The 17,434-nt window shown below is 68.2% G+C and carries 18 protein-coding genes; 11 read left to right on the forward strand and 7 right to left on the reverse strand.

Annotated features, from left to right (window positions below):
- Positions 1-12 precede the first annotated feature (12 nt).
- The 3 genes from purH to dusB form a co-directional block, all read right to left on the reverse strand.
- Positions 13-1,599: a bifunctional phosphoribosylaminoimidazolecarboxamide formyltransferase/IMP cyclohydrolase gene (gene purH, locus U5O44_RS02940; protein WP_322586961.1), complete on the reverse strand. Its 1,587-nt coding sequence runs from the start codon at positions 1,597-1,599 to the stop codon at positions 13-15.
- Between the two features lie 64 nt (positions 1,600-1,663).
- Positions 1,664-1,915 (reverse strand): helix-turn-helix domain-containing protein, encoded by a 252-nt coding sequence (locus U5O44_RS02945; RefSeq protein ID WP_322586962.1) that lies wholly within the window; start codon positions 1,913-1,915, stop codon positions 1,664-1,666.
- On the reverse strand, positions 1,912-2,946 hold the full coding sequence (gene dusB / locus U5O44_RS02950; RefSeq protein ID WP_322586963.1) for a tRNA dihydrouridine synthase DusB: 1,035 nt from the start codon (positions 2,944-2,946) through the stop codon (positions 1,912-1,914). The genes U5O44_RS02945 and dusB overlap by 4 nt, the downstream gene beginning before the upstream one ends.
- Positions 2,947-3,062: 116 nt before the next feature.
- Between dusB and U5O44_RS02955 the strand changes: the two genes are divergently transcribed.
- From U5O44_RS02955 to U5O44_RS02990, 8 genes are all read left to right on the forward strand, one after another.
- Positions 3,063-3,548 (forward strand): YqaA family protein, encoded by a 486-nt coding sequence (locus tag U5O44_RS02955; protein ID WP_322586964.1) that lies wholly within the window; start codon positions 3,063-3,065, stop codon positions 3,546-3,548.
- Between the two features lie 393 nt (positions 3,549-3,941).
- A complete protein-coding gene (locus U5O44_RS02960) occupies positions 3,942-5,447 on the forward strand; it encodes a ferritin family protein (protein WP_322586965.1) in 1,506 nt (501 codons plus the stop codon).
- Positions 5,448-5,479: 32 nt separating this feature from the next.
- Positions 5,480-5,740 carry a toluene-4-monooxygenase system B family protein gene (locus U5O44_RS02965; RefSeq protein WP_322586966.1) on the forward strand — a complete coding sequence of 87 codons (261 nt, stop codon included), beginning with the start codon at positions 5,480-5,482 and terminating at the stop codon, positions 5,738-5,740.
- Between the two features lie 19 nt (positions 5,741-5,759).
- On the forward strand, positions 5,760-6,095 hold the full coding sequence (locus U5O44_RS02970; RefSeq protein WP_322587107.1) for a monooxygenase system ferredoxin subunit: 336 nt from the start codon (positions 5,760-5,762) through the stop codon (positions 6,093-6,095).
- 41 nt (positions 6,096-6,136) lie between these two features.
- Positions 6,137-6,451, forward strand: a complete 315-nt coding sequence (locus tag U5O44_RS02975; protein WP_322586967.1) for an MmoB/DmpM family protein — start codon at positions 6,137-6,139, stop codon at positions 6,449-6,451.
- Positions 6,452-6,496: 45 nt separating this feature from the next.
- On the forward strand, positions 6,497-7,480 hold the full coding sequence (locus tag U5O44_RS02980) for an aromatic/alkene monooxygenase hydroxylase subunit beta (protein WP_322586968.1): 984 nt from the start codon (positions 6,497-6,499) through the stop codon (positions 7,478-7,480).
- On the forward strand, positions 7,477-8,496 hold the full coding sequence (locus U5O44_RS02985; RefSeq protein WP_322586969.1) for a 2Fe-2S iron-sulfur cluster-binding protein: 1,020 nt from the start codon (positions 7,477-7,479) through the stop codon (positions 8,494-8,496). The genes U5O44_RS02980 and U5O44_RS02985 overlap by 4 nt, the downstream gene beginning before the upstream one ends.
- 61 nt (positions 8,497-8,557) lie before the next feature.
- The gene (locus U5O44_RS02990) at positions 8,558-10,321 is read left to right on the forward strand and encodes a sigma-54-dependent Fis family transcriptional regulator (RefSeq protein WP_322587108.1); all 1,764 of its coding nucleotides are present in this window, start codon (positions 8,558-8,560) and stop codon (positions 10,319-10,321) included.
- A gap of 9 nt (positions 10,322-10,330) precedes the next feature.
- On the opposite strand, the gene U5O44_RS02995 is transcribed toward U5O44_RS02990, so the two are convergent.
- The 4 genes from U5O44_RS02995 to U5O44_RS03010 all read right to left on the reverse strand — a co-directional run bounded on the left by U5O44_RS02995 (position 10,331) and on the right by U5O44_RS03010 (position 14,450).
- The gene (locus U5O44_RS02995) at positions 10,331-11,320 is read right to left on the reverse strand and encodes a PQQ-dependent catabolism-associated beta-propeller protein (protein WP_322586970.1); all 990 of its coding nucleotides are present in this window, start codon (positions 11,318-11,320) and stop codon (positions 10,331-10,333) included.
- Positions 11,321-11,452: 132 nt separating this feature from the next.
- Positions 11,453-11,911 (reverse strand): c-type cytochrome, encoded by a 459-nt coding sequence (locus U5O44_RS03000; protein WP_322586971.1) that lies wholly within the window; start codon positions 11,909-11,911, stop codon positions 11,453-11,455.
- Positions 11,912-11,940: 29 nt separating this feature from the next.
- A complete protein-coding gene (locus U5O44_RS03005; RefSeq protein WP_322586972.1) occupies positions 11,941-12,480 on the reverse strand; it encodes a pentapeptide repeat-containing protein in 540 nt (179 codons plus the stop codon).
- An 83-nt stretch (positions 12,481-12,563) separates the two neighbouring features.
- The gene (locus tag U5O44_RS03010) at positions 12,564-14,450 is read right to left on the reverse strand and encodes a methanol/ethanol family PQQ-dependent dehydrogenase (RefSeq protein ID WP_322586973.1); all 1,887 of its coding nucleotides are present in this window, start codon (positions 14,448-14,450) and stop codon (positions 12,564-12,566) included.
- A 188-nt stretch (positions 14,451-14,638) separates the two neighbouring features.
- Between U5O44_RS03010 and U5O44_RS03015 the strand changes: the two genes are divergently transcribed.
- From U5O44_RS03015 to U5O44_RS03025, 3 genes are read left to right on the forward strand one after another with little or no spacing between them, the layout of a single operon-like run.
- On the forward strand, positions 14,639-15,274 hold the full coding sequence (locus U5O44_RS03015; RefSeq protein WP_322586974.1) for a response regulator transcription factor: 636 nt from the start codon (positions 14,639-14,641) through the stop codon (positions 15,272-15,274).
- Positions 15,275-15,283: 9 nt separating this feature from the next.
- Positions 15,284-16,777: a sensor histidine kinase gene (locus U5O44_RS03020; RefSeq protein WP_322586975.1), complete on the forward strand. Its 1,494-nt coding sequence runs from the start codon at positions 15,284-15,286 to the stop codon at positions 16,775-16,777.
- The gene (locus tag U5O44_RS03025; RefSeq protein WP_322586976.1) at positions 16,765-17,424 is read left to right on the forward strand and encodes a response regulator transcription factor; all 660 of its coding nucleotides are present in this window, start codon (positions 16,765-16,767) and stop codon (positions 17,422-17,424) included. Before U5O44_RS03020 ends, U5O44_RS03025 begins: the two co-directional genes overlap by 13 nt.
- Positions 17,425-17,434: the final 10 nt, after the last annotated feature.

Raw genomic sequence — 17,434 nt, forward strand, 5'->3', positions numbered from 1 at the left:
CGCGGCCCGGGTTCAGTGGCGGAAGTGGCGCGTGCCGGTGAAGACCATCGCGATGCCGCGCTCGTCGGCGGCCGCGATGACTTCGTTGTCGCGCATCGAGCCACCCGGCTGGATCACGCAGGTGGCGCCCGCGTCCACGACCACGTCCAGCCCGTCACGGAACGGGAAGAACGCATCGCTCGCGACGGCCGTGCCCTGCAGCGTCAGACCGGCGTGGCCGGCCTTGATGCTGGCGATGCGGGCCGAGTCGAGGCGGCTCATCTGGCCGGCGCCGACGCCCATGGTCATGCCGTCCTTGCAGAAGACGATGGCGTTGCTCTTGACGAAGCGCGCCACCTTCCAGGCGAAGAGCAGGTCGTCCATCTGCTGCGCGGTCGGCTGCAGCTGGGTGACCACCTTGACCTCGCCGCCGACGATGTCGATGGTGTCGGCCGACTGCAGCAGCATGCCGCCGCCGACGCGCTTGAAGTCCAGCGCGTTCGACACCTGGGCCACCGGCACCTCCAGCAGACGCACATTGGTCTTGCTGGCGTAGGCGGCGCGGGCCTCGGCCGTGAAGGCCGGGGCGATGGCGACTTCGACGAACTGCTTGTTGGCGTTGATCTCGTTCACCACGTCCGCGTCGATCGGGCGGTTGAAGGCCATGATGCCGCCGAAGGCGCTGGTCGGGTCGGTCTTCAGTGCCTTCTGGTAGGCCTCCAGCGGCGTCGCGCCGATGGCCACGCCGCACGGGTTGGCGTGCTTGACGATGACACAGGCGGGCACGTCGAAGGCCTTCACGCATTCCCACGCGGCGTCCGCGTCGGCGATGTTGTTGAAGCTCAGCTCCTTGCCCTGGATCTGGTGCCAGCCGGACAGCAGCCCGGCGGCCGGCGCGGCTTCGCGGTAGAAGGCCGCCGACTGGTGCGGGTTCTCGCCGTAGCGCATGCCCTGCACCTTGTGGAGCTGCAGGTTGAAGACGCTCGGGTATTCGGCGCGGGCGGGGACGGCTTCGGTCGCTTCTTCCGAGCCGGCTTCCAGCGCGGTCAGGTAGTTGCTGATCATGCCGTCGTAGGCGGCGGTGTGCGAGAACACCTTCTTGGCCAGCATGAACTTTGTGCTGCGCGTCAGGCTCTGGCCGTTCGAGGCGGCGAGTTCCGCCAGCACCTGCGGGTAGTCGCTCGGGTCGATCACGACGCCCACGTCCTGCCAGTTCTTGGCCGCGGCGCGCAGCATCGCCGGGCCGCCGATGTCGATGTTCTCGATCGCGTCTTCCAGCGTGCAGTCGGCCTTGGCCGTGGCCTGCGCGAAGGGGTAGAGGTTGATGATGAGCAGGTCGATCGTGTCGATGCCGTGCTCCTTGAGCGCCGCCATGTGGGCCGGCACGTCGCGCCGGGCCAGCAGGCCGCCGTGGACCCGCGGGTGCAGCGTCTTCACGCGCCCGTCGAGCATCTCGGGGAAGCCGGTGATCTCGCTGACTTCGGTGACGGGCAGGCCCGACTCGGCCAGCAGCTTGGCGGTGCCGCCTGTGGAGAGCAGCTTGATGCCGTGGGCGTGCAGCGAGCGGGCGAACTCGACGATGCCGGTCTTGTCGGAGACGGAAAGGAGGGCAGTGGTCATGGGCAGACTCAGGAGGTCGTTTGGATGCGGGGAATCGGGGCGGGGCGAAGGCGCTCGGCGGGCGTCAGTCGATCAGCTTGTGCTCGACGAGCTTGCGGCGCAGCGTGTTGCGGTTGATGCCGAGCCACTCGGCGGCACGGCTCTGGTTGCCCTCGGCCTGTTCCATCACCACGTCCAGCAGCGGGCGCTCCACCGCCTTGACGACCATGTCGTAGAGCGCGTGCGGCTCGGTGCCCTCCAGGTCACGGAAATAGACGGCCAGGATCTCGCGGATCGACAGGTCGATGGGGCTGTGTTCGGAGGGGCTGGTGCTCATGCGGCTTGTTCTTCTGTGTCGGCGGTGGCGGCGGTCTGCGGCCAGGACGGGTGGACGTCGGCCAGCGCGCCCAGGAACGCCTGAACGGCCTGCGCCTGCTCCGCCGTGTGTTCGATCAGGTTCATGCGGGCGCGGAAGTCGCGTCCGCCCGGCAGGCCGTGCACCGCCCAGCCGATGTGCTTGCGCGCCGTGCGCACGCCGGCGCGCTCGCCGTAGAGGCTGTAGTGGTCGTGCAGGTGCTCGATCAGCCAGTCACGCACCTGCAGCGTCGGCGGCGCCTCGGCCAGCGTGCCGGTGTCGAGGTAGTGCGCGATCTCGCGGAAGATCCACGGCCGCCCCTGCGCGGCGCGGCCGATCATCAGCGCATCGGCGCCGGTGGCGTCCAGCACGGCGCGGGCCTTGTGCGGGCTGGTGATGTCGCCGTTGGCGCAGACGGGGATGCGCAGCGCGGCCTTCACGGCGGCGATCGTGGCGTACTCGGCCTCGCCTTTGTAGCCCTGCTCGCGGGTGCGGCCGTGCACGGTGACCATCGCCACGCCGCGCGCCTCGGCGCCGAGGGCGATTGCCAGCGCGTTCTTCTGTTCGTTGCACCAGCCGGTGCGCATCTTCAGCGTGACCGGCACGCCGTGCGGCGCGGCGGCCTCGACCACCGCCGCGACGATGTCCAGCGCCAGCGTCTCGTCCTGCATCAGCGCCGATCCGGCCCACTTGTTGCAGACCTTCTTGGCCGGGCAGCCCATGTTGATGTCGATGATCTGCGCGCCGCGGTCGATGTTGTAGCGGGCGGCCTCGGCCATCATCTCGGCGTCGGTGCCGGCGATCTGCACGGCGATCGGCGCGACTTCGCCTTCGTGGTTCAGCCGGCGCGAGGTCTTCAGGCTGTCGCGCAGCTCGGGCCGCGAGGTGACCATCTCGCTGACGGCATGGCCCGCCCCCAGTCGCTTGCACAACTGGCGGAACGGCCGGTCGGTGACGCCCGCCATGGGCGCGACAAACAGGCGATTCGGCAGGGTGAGGGAGCCGATGCGCATGGGGGAGGAGGGCGGGGGAAGGGCGGGGATGTGCTGAAAAAGGAGGCAGGAGTATAGCGGCGTGCGTTTTTCCACCGGCCGAGGCCCGCCGGGGCCCTTCAAGCAGAATGCCCGCCATGGAAGCCTGGATCTACTCTCTGCTGGTGATGCTGGCGCTGCCGAAGTTCGGCCTCAGCACTGTCTTCATCGTCTCGCTGGTCTCGGCGACGCTGCTGCCGCTGGGCTCGGAGCCGGCGGTGTTCGGTCTCGTGAAACTGAATCCGGAGCTGTTCTGGCCGGCGGTGCTGGTGGCCACGGCCGGCAACACGATCGGCGGGGCGATCTCGTGGTGGATGGGCTTTGGTGCCGAGAAGGCCTACGAGCATGTCACCCACCGCGCCGCTGCCGACCACCGCGCGCTGGCCATGCTGCGCCGCTTCGGGGCCAAGGCCTGCCTGCTGAGCTGGCTGCCGGTGGTGGGCGATCCGCTGTGTGCGGTGGCGGGGTGGCTGAAGCTGCCGTTCTGGCCGTGTGTGTTCTACATGGCGATCGGGAAGTTCGGGCGTTATCTGGTGATGACGGCGGCGTTGCTGTGGGTGTTTCCAGGGCAGGTCGGGCCCTGAGGTGGGTTTTGGCGCGTCAGGCGTCAATCCACTGAAATCTCGATAATCTGTGATTCAGCCGGGAGCCGCTGCGCCGTTGTACGGTCAACCGCACGGCCCGTGAAGTCACCAAATCATCACATCTGCCGTGGGCACAATCCCCTCAAGAATTCACCAATCGATCGATTGATCGAGGCCAGAGCGCGACAGGAGGGCCTGGCCATGGCCTGTTCTGCGGTGCTGGGGAAACTACCAAGTCTTCCCAAGGGATTGGCCAAATCTCGAGATATTTGACGCCGCACGCGCTGCATCTGGCCGCGTCGCTGGCATCTGCCTTGCTAAACAGACCACGTCACGGCGTGAGTTCCGTCGCGCCGGGGCCCGAGATCACCATTCCCAACGAGGAGACATCCCATGGCGTTACTTGAACGTGCGGCCTGGTACGACATCGCCCGCGCCACCAACTGGACCCCGGGCTATGTGGCCGAGTCCGAACTCTTCCCTGATGTCATGAGCGGCGCGATGGGCGTGCCGATGGCGCAGTGGGAGACCTACGACGAGCCGTACAAGGCGTCCTATTCCGAATACGTGCGCATTCAGCGCGAGAAGGACGCCGGGGCCTACTCGGTCAAGGCGGCGCTGGAGCGCAGCCGCATGTTCGAGGACGCCGACCCGGGCTGGCTGTCGATCCTGAAGTCGCACTACGGTGCGATCGCGCTGGGCGAATACGCGGCGATGAGCGCCGAAGCCCGCATGACCCGCTTCGGCCGCGCGCCGGGCATGCGCAACATGGCCACCTTCGGCATGCTCGACGAGAACCGGCACGCCCAACTGCAGTTGTACTTCCCGCATGCCTACTGCTCGAAGGACCGGCAGTTCGACTGGGCGCACAAGGCGTACCACACCAACGAGTGGGGCGCGATCGCTGCCCGCCACACCTTCGACGACCTGTTCCTGTCGCGCAGCGCGGTCGAGATCGCGGTCATGCTGACCTTCGCGTTCGAGACCGGCTTCACCAACATGCAGTTCCTCGGGCTGGCGGCGGATGCGGCCGAGGCGGGCGACTTCACCTTCGCCAGCCTGATCTCCAGCATCCAGACGGACGAATCGCGCCACGCCCAGATCGGCGGCCCGGCGCTGCAGATCCTGATCGCCAATGGCCACAAGGAGGAGGCGCAGAAGCTGGTCGATGTGGCCATCGCCCGCGCCTGGCGGCTGTTCAGCCTGCTCACCGGCAGCTCGATGGACTACGCGACGCCGCTGGCCCACCGCAAGCAGTCGTTCAAGGAGTTCATGCTGGAGTGGATCGTCGGCCAGTTCGAGCGCACGCTGATCGACCTGGGACTCGACCTGCCCTGGTACTGGGACCAGATGATCCACGAGTTCGACTACCAGCACCACGCCTACCAGATGGGCCTGTGGTACTGGCGGCCGACGCTGTGGTGGAACCCGGCGGCGGGCGTGACGCCGGACTGCCGCGACTGGCTGGAGGAGAAGTACCCCGGCTGGAACGACAGCTTCGGTCAGGCCTGGGACGTGATCATCGACAACCTGCTGGCGGGCCGCAAGGAGCTGACGATGCCGGAGACGCTGCCGATCGTCTGCAACATGAGCCAGATCCCGATCTGCGCCATCCCGGGCAAGGGCTGGAACGTCAAGGACTACCCGCTGACCTACCAGGGCCGCACCTACCACTTCAACTCCGAGATCGACCGCTGGGTGTTCCAGCAGGATCCCGTGCGCTACCGCGACCACCTGACGCTGGTGGACCGCTTCCTGGCCGGGCAGATCCAGCCGCCCAACCTGATGGGCGCGCTGCAGTACATGGGGCTGGCCCCGGGCGAAATGGGCGACGACGCCCATGGCTACGCCTGGGTGGACGCCTACCGCGACCCGCGCCTGTCCCGGCGTGCGGCCTGAGTACCGCCTGAACCGCTTGAGTGGAGACCGACATGGCCCTCTTTCCCGTGATTTCCAATTTCCAGTACGACTTCGTGCTGCAACTGCTGCCGGTGGACACCGAGCACTCGATGGACGAGGTGGCCGCCGCCGCCGCGTACCACTCGGTCGGTCGGCGCGTGGCGCCGCGTCCTGACAAGGTCATCCGCGTGCGGCGCCAGGGCAGCGATTCGTTCTTCCCGCGCCAGGCCAAGCTGTGCGAGACCGACATCCAGCCGATGGAGTCGCTCGAATTCATCTTCTGCGACGAGTGAGGTGCCCATGGACACCCCCATGACATTCCAGAAGGTGGGAACGCTCGACGACCTGTGGGAAGGCGAGATGCTGGAGGTCGAGGTCGGCGAGCACGTGATCGTGCTGGTCTGGCCGGAAGGTGGCGAGCTGCGCGCCTTCCAGGGCATCTGCCCGCACCAGGACATCCCGCTGGCCGAAGGCAAGTTCGACGGCCGCGTCGTGATGTGCCGCGCCCACCAGTGGACCTTCGACGCCCGCACCGGCGAGGGCATCAACCCTGGCAAGTGCCGGCTGGCCCAGTACCCCGTGAAGCTCGACGGCGACGACATCCTGGTCGCGGTCGAGGGCGTGCGGCCCGAGTTCGCCGCCGCCTGAACCCGAACCCTGCATTCCGCGATCCCGCAAGGAGATTCACCATGAGCAGCCAACCCGCCTCACAGGGCTACCGCAACAACCGCGTCGGCCCCGTGCTGCGCGCCAGCCCCATCACCGAGGCCGTCGTCGAGGCCGCCGAGCTGGACAACCCCGGCAAGGAGATCCGCGTGGACGACAAGCTGGCCTATGTCCGCATCGACACCGACGGCGAGCTGATCCTGCGCCGCACGACGCTGGAGGAGGCGCTCGGTCGGCCGTTCCGGATGTCCGAGCTGGAGGTCAACCTCAGCTCGTTCGCCGGCCGCATCGAGACCTCGGAAGACCAGGTCCGCTTCTATTACGCCATGACGCTGTGACGCCATGACGCCGTGACGCATTGACATTCCAAGAGGAGACACGCCATGCAACCCGACATCCTCAAGCCGCTGAAGACCTGGAGCCACCTGGCCGGTCGCCGCCGCAAGCCCAGCGAGTACGAGATCGTCTCGACCAACCTGCACTTCACCACCGACAACCCGGAGGCGCCGTTCGAGCTGGATCCGAACTTCGCGATGGCGCGCTGGTACAAGGAACACCGCAACGCCTCGCCGCTGCTGCACACCGACTGGAACGCCTTCCGCGATCCGGACGAGATGGTCTACCGCACCTACAACATGCTGCAGGACGGCCAGGAGACCTACGTCTTCGGCCTGCTCGACCAGTTCTCGGCCCGTGGGCATGACCGCATGCTCGACCCGGCCTGGGCGGCCACGCTGGCGCGGTTCTACACGCCGGCGCGCTACCTGTTCCACACGCTGCAGATGGGCTCGGCCTACCTGGCCCAGATGGCGCCGGCCTCGACGATCTCGAACTGCGCGGCCTACCAGACCGCCGATGCGCTGCGCTGGCTCACGCACACCGCGTACCGCACCAAGGAGCTGTCGCTGACCTTCCCCGACCTGGGCTTCGGCACCGGCGAGCGCCAGCGCTGGGAGCAGGACCCGGCGTGGCAGGGCTGGCGCCGGCTGGTCGAGCACGCGCTGGTGGCCTGGGACTGGGGCGAGTCCTTCGTGGCGCTGAACCTGGTGGTGCGGCCGGCGGTCGAGGAGACGGTGCTGCGCGGCCTCGGGCAGGTGGCGCGCCAGAACGGCGACACCCTGCTGGGCATGCTCGCCGACGCCCAGCTCGCCGATGCCCAGCGGCACCGCCACTGGGCGGCCGCACTGGTGCGGTTCGCGCTGGCCCAGGACGGCAATGCCGAGGTGCTGGGCGCCTGGGTGCGCAAATGGGAGGGCATGGCAGACGAGGCCATCGCCGCCTACTGCGCCGAGCTGCCGGACGCGGCCGATCTGGCGGAGCGCGCCAGTGCCGCTGGGCGGGAGTTCCGGCACGGGGCGGGGCTGTGAGCGCTGCGGGCCAGACGCACCGGGTGGCCATCGAGGGCGGCGTGTCGTTCGACCTGCCGCCCGGGGAGGACACGCTGCTGCGGGCGGCCCTGCGCGCCGGCGTCGGGCTGCCGCACGAGTGCAGCGTCGGCGGGTGCGGGGCTTGCCGGTTCGAGCTGGTGGCCGGGGAGCTGCAGACGCTCTGGCCACAGGCGCCGGGGCTGTCCGAGCGCGACCGCAAGCGCGGCAAGCATCTGGCCTGCCAGTCCCGCCCGGTCGGCGACTGCACGATCCGCGTGCGCTGCGACGACAGCTACCGGCCGGTGGTGGCGCCCGTGCGGCAGACGGCGCGGCTGCTGGCCCGGCGGGCGCTGTCGCCCGACATGAGCGAGTTCACCGTGCAGGTCAGCGCCGGGGCCACGTTCCGCCCGGGCCAGTACGCCTTGCTGTACCCGCTCGGCACGGTGGGCGCGCGGGCGTACTCGATGTCCAACCTGCCCGGCGCGGACGGCGTCTGGCAGTTCATCGTCCGCCGGGTGCCGGGCGGTGCGGGCAGCGCAGCGCTGTTCGACACGGTCGCCGTGGGCGACGCGCTGCCGCTGGACGGCCCCTACGGGCACGCCCACCTGCGCGACGACAACGACCGCGACATCGTCTGCATTGCCGGGGGCTCCGGGCTGGCGCCGATGCTGTCGATTGCCCGGGGCGTGCTGGCGCAGGCGGCGGGGACACGGCGGGTGCGCTTCTTCCACGGCGTGCGGACCCAGGCCGACCTCGGCAGCACGCAGGTGCTCGACGGGCTGGCCGGCGACCGGCTCTCGTCCACGGTGGTCCTGTCGTCGCCCGAGGCGCAGCCCGCCTGGACCGGGCGAACCGGCTTCATCCACGAGGAGGTCGAGCGTGCGCTGGCGCCCGACCTGGCGCGCTTCGAGTTCTATTTCGCCGGCCCGCCGCCGATGGTGCAGGCGGTGCAGGAGGTGCTGATGCTGCGGCACCGCGTGCCTTTCGAGCAGATCCACTTCGACCGGTTTTTCTGAACGGATCGGGTACGCTCATCGGACACGGCAGGCGGTCGAGGAAAGCATGGCCAAGGACGACATGAAAAAAGGATCAGGGCCTCGGCAGGGCCAGGGGCCGGGGTCGCATGCCAGCCCCGGGGAGATCCGCGTTCCCGCCATCCACGATCTGGCCAAGCGGCTGCGCTTCGCGCCGCAGCAGGGCCGCATCTGGCTCGACGACCAGCGCATGATGCTCATGCACATCAGCTCGCTGGGCTCGCTGCGCCAGGAGCTGATCGAGAGCCTGGGCCCGGAAACCGCGCGCGGGCTGGTCACGCGCATCGGCTACCAGGCCGGCACGCACGACGCCGCGATGGCGCGCAAGGTGCGCTCCGGCTCCAACACCAACGACGATTTCCTGGCCGGGCCGCAGCTCGTGGCGCTGGAGGGCATCGTGCATTGCGAGCCGGTGGCGCTGGACATCGATGTCGAGCAGGGCCGCTATTTCGGCGACTTCCTGCTGACCGACTGCGCCGAGGCCGAGGCCCACATCGCCACCTACGGCATCGGCACCGCGCCGGCGTGCTGGATGCTGATCGGCTATGCCTGCGGCTACACCAGCGCCTTCATGGGGCGGCCCATCCTGTGGCGCGAGTTCGAGTGCCGGGGCATGGGCCACGCCAAGTGCCGCGTCATTGGCAAGCCGGTGGAGGAGTGGGGCGACGCCGAAGACGACCTGCGTTTCCTGAAGATCGGCGACTTCGCCAAATGGTCGGTGCAGTCGCTGCAGCCGCTGCCGTCGCGCCAGACGGACGGACCGCTCCCGGCCACGCGCCGGGTGGCGGCGCGCCCGTCGGTGGTGCCGGAGAACAGCTTCGGCGTGGTCGGGATCTCGTCGGGCTTCAACATGGTCTGCCACACGGTCAACAAGGTGGCGCCGACCGAGGCCACCGTGATCTTTCTCGGCGAGAGTGGCGTCGGCAAGGAGGTCTTCGCCAACAGCCTGCACCGCCTGAGCAAGCGCGCCGACCGGCCGTTCGTGGCGGTCAACTGCGCGTCGATTCCCGAGCACCTGATGGAGTCGGAGCTGTTCGGCGTCGAGCGGGGCGGCTACACCGGGGCCACCAGCTCGCGCCCGGGCCGCTTCGAGCGCGCGGACGGCGGCACGCTCTTCCTCGACGAGATCGCCACGCTGAGCCTGACCGCGCAGGGCAAGCTGCTGCGGGCGCTGCAGCAGGGCGAGATCGAGCGCGTGGGGGATTCGCGCACGCGCAAGGTCGATGTGCGCATCGTGGCGGCGACCAACGTCAACCTGCGCGACGCGGTGGCGGCAGGCACCTTCCGCGAAGACCTGTTCTTTCGCCTCAACGTCTTCCCGATCCACATCCCGCCGCTGCGCGACCGGCGCGACGACATTCCGCTGATGATGAACTGGTTCCTGCAGCGGCTGGCCAAGAAGCACGACAAGCGCATCACCGGCTTCCGCGAGCGGGCGGTGGACGCGCTGTTCGGCTACGAGTGGCCGGGCAATGTGCGCGAGCTGGAGAACATGATCGAGCGGGCGGTGATCCTGGCCGACGAGGGCGGGGCACTGGACCTGTGCCACCTGTTCACGACCGGCGAGGAGATCGACATGTCCTCGTTTGTCCTCAAGCGTAACGGCAACATCGCGCGGATGGGCGCGCCTGACGAGGCCTCTCCGACCCCGGACGCCCGGCCGGGTCTGGCCGAAACCGAGGTGACGATGCTGCGGGCGGCGGTGACCGAGGCCAAGGGCAACCTGGCGCGGGCGGCCCGCCTGCTGGGCATCAGCCGCCCGAAACTGGTCTACCGGCTGCGCAAGTACGGCATCACGGTCACTTGAGAGGGGGGATCACTCCACCACGACGATGCTGTGCGGCACCCGCCCGACCGCCACCGACTTCAGCGCCTTGGCTCCGGGAACGTCGATGATCGTCATGTCGTCCGACAGCCCGTTGGCCACATACAGCCGGTCCTGCGCCTTGTTCAGCGCCAGCCCCCACGCCCGCTTGCCCGACAGCACGAGGTCCGTCGTCTTGCGGCTCGCCACATCGACGAACGCGACATGGTTCGCCTTGCCCAGCCCGACAAACGCCCGCTTGCCGTCCGCGCTCATCGTGATGCCCACGGGCGTGATGTCGGCGGCACGGGCGCCCTTGACCTCGAACTTGATCGTGTCCAGCACGCTGTGATCGGCCGTCGAGATCACCGTCACGCTCGCCCCCAGCTCGTTCGTCACCCACAGCTGGCTGCCGTCCGGCGTCATCGCGAAGCGTCGCGGGCGCTTGCCGGCCTTGATGTTCTTCGTCACCTTGCCGGTCGCGGTGTCGATCACATGCACGAGGCTGGCGACTTCCGACGTGACGTAGACCGTCTTGCCGTCGCGGCTGACCAGCACGCCCTCGGGCTCCTCGCCGACCTTGATCTCGCCGGTGCGCTTGCCGGTGGCGAGGTCGACGACACCGAGTGCCCCATCCTCCTCGTTCGACACGTACAGCGTCTTGCCGTCCGGCGTCAGATCGAAGATCTCCGGGTCATCGCCCAGCCCGATCTTCTTCACCGACTTGCGCGTGGCCAGGTCGATCACGTCGGCCTGGCCCGAGTCGCCGCAGGCCACCATCAGCTGCTTGCCATCCGGCGTGATGACCATGTGCCGCGGACGCTTGCAGGTCGCCACCGTGCCCGTCACCGCCTGCGTCTTCAGGTCGACGATGGTCAGCTTGTGGTCCTTTTCGCTCGACACATAGGCGACCTGGGCTTGCGATGACCAGGTGAATCCCGTCAGCAGCAGTGCAGCGAACAGCGGGCGGATCGGGAGTGGATGGCGGGCGGTGGTGTGCATGGCGGATGACGGACAAAAAGTTCAGGATGCACGACGGTAAGCAGTCCCTTCCCGACAGGACAGGGAAAAGTTCCCGACACAGGGAAGGTCCGCAGGCGGTGTCCCGTCCTGGAGCATGCGTCCGCTGTGGCCTCACCGCTCCCCGGCGGCCCGCTGCGCATCCACCGAGGTGGTCCGCTTTGGCGGGTCCATCGGGCGCGTCTCGACGTAGGTGCGGATCGACCAGATCTCCTGGGGGGTCAGCACGCCTTTCCAGGCCGGCATGTGGACCACGCCGGCGCGGACCTTGCCCTCGTGGACCGAGCGCAGGTAGTAGCGGTCGACGTCCGCGGTGCAGTCGGCTTTCAGCGCCTGATCCCGCAGGCGGCGACAGAAGCTGTCCAGCCGGCGCAGGTCCGGGGCTTCGGCGACCGACTGCCTAGCATCGTTGCCATGGCATTCGGCGCAATGCTGGTTGTAGGCCTGGCGACCGGCTTCGTGTACGGAAGTCTGGCCGCGGTAGGGGTTGAGGTCTTGTGCCGCTGCCGGGGTCGGCGCACACAGCCAGGCGGCCGTCGCCGTGGCCAGCAGCCAGCCTCGAACGGTGTTCAACGTCAGACGCGGGGTCATGGTCCTGTACATCACCAATCCTTCGGGCAGCCGTTGCAGCCCTCCAAGTTGGCATCCGGGAAGATCGTGTAGCGCAGCACCGCACCTTCGAGGTCCGCGTTCAGCAGGTTGCTGCCAACGAACTTGGTTTCCTGCAGGTTGGCGCTTGTGAGCTTGGCCCCGACGAACCAGACCAGGTTCATGCGGGCCGCTTCAAGGCTGGCGGCTGTCAGGTCGACCCCTGACAAGTTGGCCCGGAACATGCGGGCCATTTCCAGGTTCGCTCCGACCATCCGGGCGTTGCGAAACGAGGCACCGGGTGCGTTGAGCGCATAGGCCTGGACCGCGGTGAGGTCGGCACCGTCCAGCAACGCGCCCGCCATGTTGGCGCTGCGCAGGTTGGCCCGCGAGAGCTTGGCGCCGCTGAAATTCACGCCGCGCAAGTCCTTGCCGACCAGGTTGGCGTGGCGCAGGTCCGTCCCCGGACAGTGGGCGTAGGGCCACAGGCGGCAGCCGTTGATGACCGTGACCTCGGGTTCGGGCGCTGACGTCGAAGCGGACTGTGCGGCCACAGGGGCTGGCCCGCACAACCCGGCGGCCAGCGCCAGCCCTCCGAGGACACCGGTTACTCCCTGAAGGAATGCCGGTGCGGCCTTCACTTGTTGGCCACCTTGGCAGCCGACTTCGGCAGCTTGAAGACCCAGTAGCTGCCGCCTTGCGTGATCTGCTTGGTCAGGTCGGCCATGTCACCGCCCCACAGCGGCACGGCGCCCCCATAGCCCGACGACAGGCCGATGTACTGCTCGCCGTCCTGTTCCCAGGTGATCGGCACCGACACCACTCCCGAGCCGGTCTGGAACTTCCACAGCTCCTTGCCGTTCTTCGCGTCGAAGATCTTGATGTAGCCGTCCGACGTGCCGGTGACCAGCAGCCCGCCGGCGGTGGTCATCGTGCCGGCCCACAGCGGGAACTTCTCTTTCTGTTCCCAGACGATCTTGCCGGTTTTCGGATCGATCGCACGCAGTACGCCGACGTGGTCGTCGAACAGCCGCTTGATGCGGAAGCCCTGGCCGAGGTAGGCGGAGCCGGCCTTGTAGGTCAGGTTCTCGGTCCAGTAGTCCATTGCCCAGTGGTTGCCCGGGATGTAGAACAGGCCGGTGTCAGGGCTGTAGGACATCGGCATCCAGTTCGTGCCGCCCAGGAATGGTGGCGAGACGAACACTGACTTGCCCTTGTCCTGGCCGCTTTCCGGCTGCGGCGGACGGTTGCCGGTCTCGATCGGGCGGCCCGTCTTCAGATCGAAGCCCTTGGCCCAGGTGATGCCGTCCACGAACGGCCACGCATTGATCAGTGAGGTCGGCTTGTTCGGATAGCCGGCGCCGGTGGCCAGCTTGGTCCGGTCGGTGACGAAGAAGAAGCCGTTGCGGTCGGCGTGTGCGCTGGCCTTGACCAGCTTGCCGTCCTTGTCCTTGTACTCGAACAGCACCACCGAGTTGTTGCCCGAGAAGTCCCAGGCGTCGTTTGGAGTGTGCTGGAAGAAGCCCTTGAGTTCGCCGGTCGTGGCGTCCACATAGGCTTGGCCCGAGGTGAACAGGCTGTCCCAGTTCTGCGGGTCGTCGCCTTCCTTGGTGCGCTTCCAGGTGTTCCAGGGGGCGGGGTTGCCGGCACCGATGACGATGGTGTTGGTCTCTGGGTCAAACGCCGCCGACTGCCACGGTGCGCCACCGCCATGGTTCCAGGCATCGACCAGCTTGCCGTCCTTGTCGCGCGGCCAGCTCGGCGCCTTGGCGTCGCCGGTGGGGGTGCTGTCCTTGCCGTCGTTGCGACCGATGTGGCCTTCGACGAACGGACGGGCCCAGACTTCCGCTCCGGTCTCCGGATCGCGTGCGTACAGATAGCCGATCACGCCGAATTCGTCGCCCGACGAGCCGTGGATCAGCAGCACACGCCCGTTCTTCTCCTTGACGATGTTTGGCGCACCAGTCATCGTGTATCCCACCTTGTGGTCGGCAAACTTCTCGTTCCAGACAACCTTCCCGGTGGTGCGGTCGAGGGCGATCATGCGGGCGTCCAGGGTTCCGAAAAAGACCTTGTTGCCGTAGATGGCTGCGCCCCGGTTCACGACGTCGCAGCAGGGGCGGATGTCGTCGGGCAGGCGATGCTCGTACATCCAGAGCTGTTTGCCGGTCTTCGCATCCAGCGCGTGGATGCGCGAGTAGGAGCTGGTCACGTAGATCACGCCGTCATGCACCAGCGCCTGGGCTTCCTGGCCACGCTGCTTCTCGCCGCCAAAGGAGAAGCTCCAGGCGGGCACGAGTTGATCCACATTGCGGGCGTTGATCTGCTTGAGCGGACTGTGGCGCTGGGTCTTCAGACCGAGGCCGTAGTTCAGCACGTCCTGCCCCGTCTTGTCGTCGCTGGCGATGTCGTTCCAGGTCACAGGCTTCACGGCCGTGGCGCTGGTGGCACCGAGCGAGAGGGTGGCGGCAACGGCCAGCGCAACGGCGTGCCGGACGGGAACGTGGGGCTGTTTCAGGAACATGGACTGTCTCCTCGTTGTAGGTGAAGCCAGTCTAGAAACCGATCCCGGCGCTGTATCGGGAGTCCCTCCCGAGCGAGACGGGAACCGTTCCCGGCTCGCTTTGTGCATCAGGGACCGGGTTTTGCTTTCTTCTGGGACACAAACATCGACGACAGAATCGACAACAACAACGAACGGAGACAAAACGCATGATCCGGATCCTGCTGCTGGACGACCACGCAGTGGTGCGGGCCGGCTACCGCCAGCTCATCGACACCGAGCCGGACCTGCAAGTGGTCGCGGAAGCCAGCACCTCGGCCCAGGCTTGTGAACTCATCCGACAGCACACCATCGACGTGGCCGTGGTCGATCTGAGCCTGAAGGGCGACAGCGGCCTGGAAGCGGTGCGCCGCCTGCGCGAACGCCAGCCCGGCCTGCGGGTGCTGATCTTCACGATGCATGCGCAGGAGAGCTACGCACTGCAGGCGCTGCGCGCGGGCGCGCTGGGCTACCTCACCAAGGACAGCGATCCTGAGCACATGCTCGACGCCGTGCGACAGGTGGCGCGCGGACGGCGGGTGTTTTCCGGCGAGATCGCCCAGGCCTTGCTGAGCGACGCCGCGCGTGTCGGGCAGGGCGATCTGCTGGACCGACTCACCCCGCGTGAGTTCGACGTGCTGCGCCTGGTGACGTCCGGCGAGTCCATCGGCGAGATCGCCCAGGCTCTGCACATCAGTGAAAAGACCGTGTTCAACACCATGTCGCTGGTACGCCAGAAACTCGACGTGCGCAGTGACTTCAAGCTGTTGCGTCTCGCGGTGGAACAAGGGCTGGTACAGCTCTGAGGGTTTGTCATGAAGAGGATTCCCCCACTGGACCTGCCTCGCCTGGTGATGCGGCGGGCCATCCTGGTCGGGCTGCTGGCCGTGGGGCTGGCGCTGCTGGTCGGGCTGCAGCGGACACAGGAGGCCATCGACGAGGAAGTCGAGGCGGCGATGACGCTCGCGGCGGTGATGGCGAAGCTCGGAACGCTGTCCCATGTCGACGACCGCAGCGCGCTGGAGTCCCTGCGGGCGATGCAGGCCGAGAGCCCGCTGCGCCACCTGGAGCTGAACATCCACGCCGCCGACGGGCGCGTGCTGCTGGCGCCACCCTCGCCGCCATCAGCACCGGCACACGAAGACGCCTCGGTCGTGATGGACACGCTGGTCCGCCTGCACCGCGACTTCCTCTCCGAGCCGGAGACCCGCAGCGTGTCCTGGTCGGTGGCGCGGCCGGTCGGCGATCCCTGGACCGTTTCGCTGCACGCTTCATCCGAAGGCGAGCGCCACGAGGCCATCGCCGACCTGGCGGGCATCTTCCTGATCCTGCTGGGCTGCATCGCCGGCTTGCTGCTGGTGATGCGCTGGAACATGCAGCGGGCCTTCGCGCCGCTGGCTGACCTGCTCGACGCCATCAGCGACATCGAGCGGCAGGCGCTGGTGCCCGTGCGGCGCCTGCCGACGATGCCGATCCGGGAGCTGGAGTCGATCGCCATGGCGCTGCGCCACCTCGCCGGGGGGCTGGAGCAGGCCGAGGCGCAGCGCCGGCTGCTGAGCCAGAAGGTGCTCACGCTGCAGGAGGACGAGCGCACGCGCCTGGCCCGGGAACTCCACGACGAGTTCGGCCAGCGGCTGACCGCGCTGCGCTTCGATGCCACGTGGCTGACCCGCCAGGTGGCCGATCGGCCGGAGCTGCTGTCGGTGGTGCAGGGCATGTCGGCCCGCTGCGGCGAGGTGCAGCGCGACATCCGGCAACTGCTGGTCCAGTTGCGCCCGTTCGGTCCGGCGGGCGAGGGCCGCGACCCCGGCACGTTGCCGCTGGAGCGCCTGGTGTCGATGCTCGAAGCGCTGGTCCGGAGCTGGCAGGAGACCCGCACCGGCACGACCTGCACGCTGACGCTGGACATGCCGACACCCACAGACACCGCCGCGGTGTCCGAGACCGCCGAGATCGAGTTGCCCCGCGATCTGGCCCTGACGGTCTACCGCATCAGCCAGGAAGCGCTGACCAACGCGGCCCGCCATGCGCAGGCGCGGCAGGTCGAGCTGACGGTGCGGCTCGTGCTGTCGCCTGGTGCGCCGCGCCGTGGCTGGCTGTGCTGGTCGGTGTGCGATGACGGCATCGGTCTGGGCCAGCCAGCCGCCGCCGCGCTGCAGCGTGGCAACGGACTGGGCGGCATGCAGGAGCGGGTCTGGGCACAGGCCGGGCAGTGGCGGATACTGCCGGGCACCGCCGACCGGCCAGGCCTGACGCTGCAGGCGTGGCTGCCGTTGAACCAGCCTCATGATGCGCCATGCCCTTCCTGACCTCCTCGCCTGTCCCGCTGCGACTGGCCATCGCGGATGACCATGCCATCGTGCGCATGGGCTACCGGCGTCTGCTGGAGGACGAGCCCGGCCTGCGCGTGGTCGCGGAATACGGTGACGCCGACAGCGCCTGGGCGGACCTGTGCCGGCGGTCGGAGGGTGAGATCGACCTGCTGATCCTCGACCTGTCGATGCCCGGGCGCAGCGGGCTGGACCTGCTGCAGCAACTGCACGCCGAACGCCCGGCGCTGAAGGTGCTCGTCTTCACGATGCACGACACCGAGGCCCTGCGCGCACAGTGCCTGCGGGCGGGCGCAGTCGGGCTGATCGGCAAGAGCAGCGACCCGGAATGTCTGCTGGACGCTGTGCGGCAGATCGCCCACGTGGCACCGGCCTCGGTGCGGGCGACCGCGCCAAGCGTGGCGGCGCGCCGGTCCGATCTGCCGGGGCACCACCACCTGACGCTGCGCGAGCACGACGCCCTGATGGGCCTGCTGCGCGGCTGGACGCTCGACCAGATCGCCGCCGAGATGGGCGTGTCCGACAAGACGGTGTCCAACTACCAGACGCTGATCCGCCAGAAGCTGGGGGTGAACACGGCGGTCGAGCTGATGCGTTACGGGCAGGCGCATGGGCTGATTCCCTGACGCCTGGATG

Source organism: Sphaerotilus sp., from assembly GCF_034519685.1.
Taxonomy (GTDB): Bacteria; Pseudomonadota; Gammaproteobacteria; order Burkholderiales; family Burkholderiaceae_C; genus Sphaerotilus.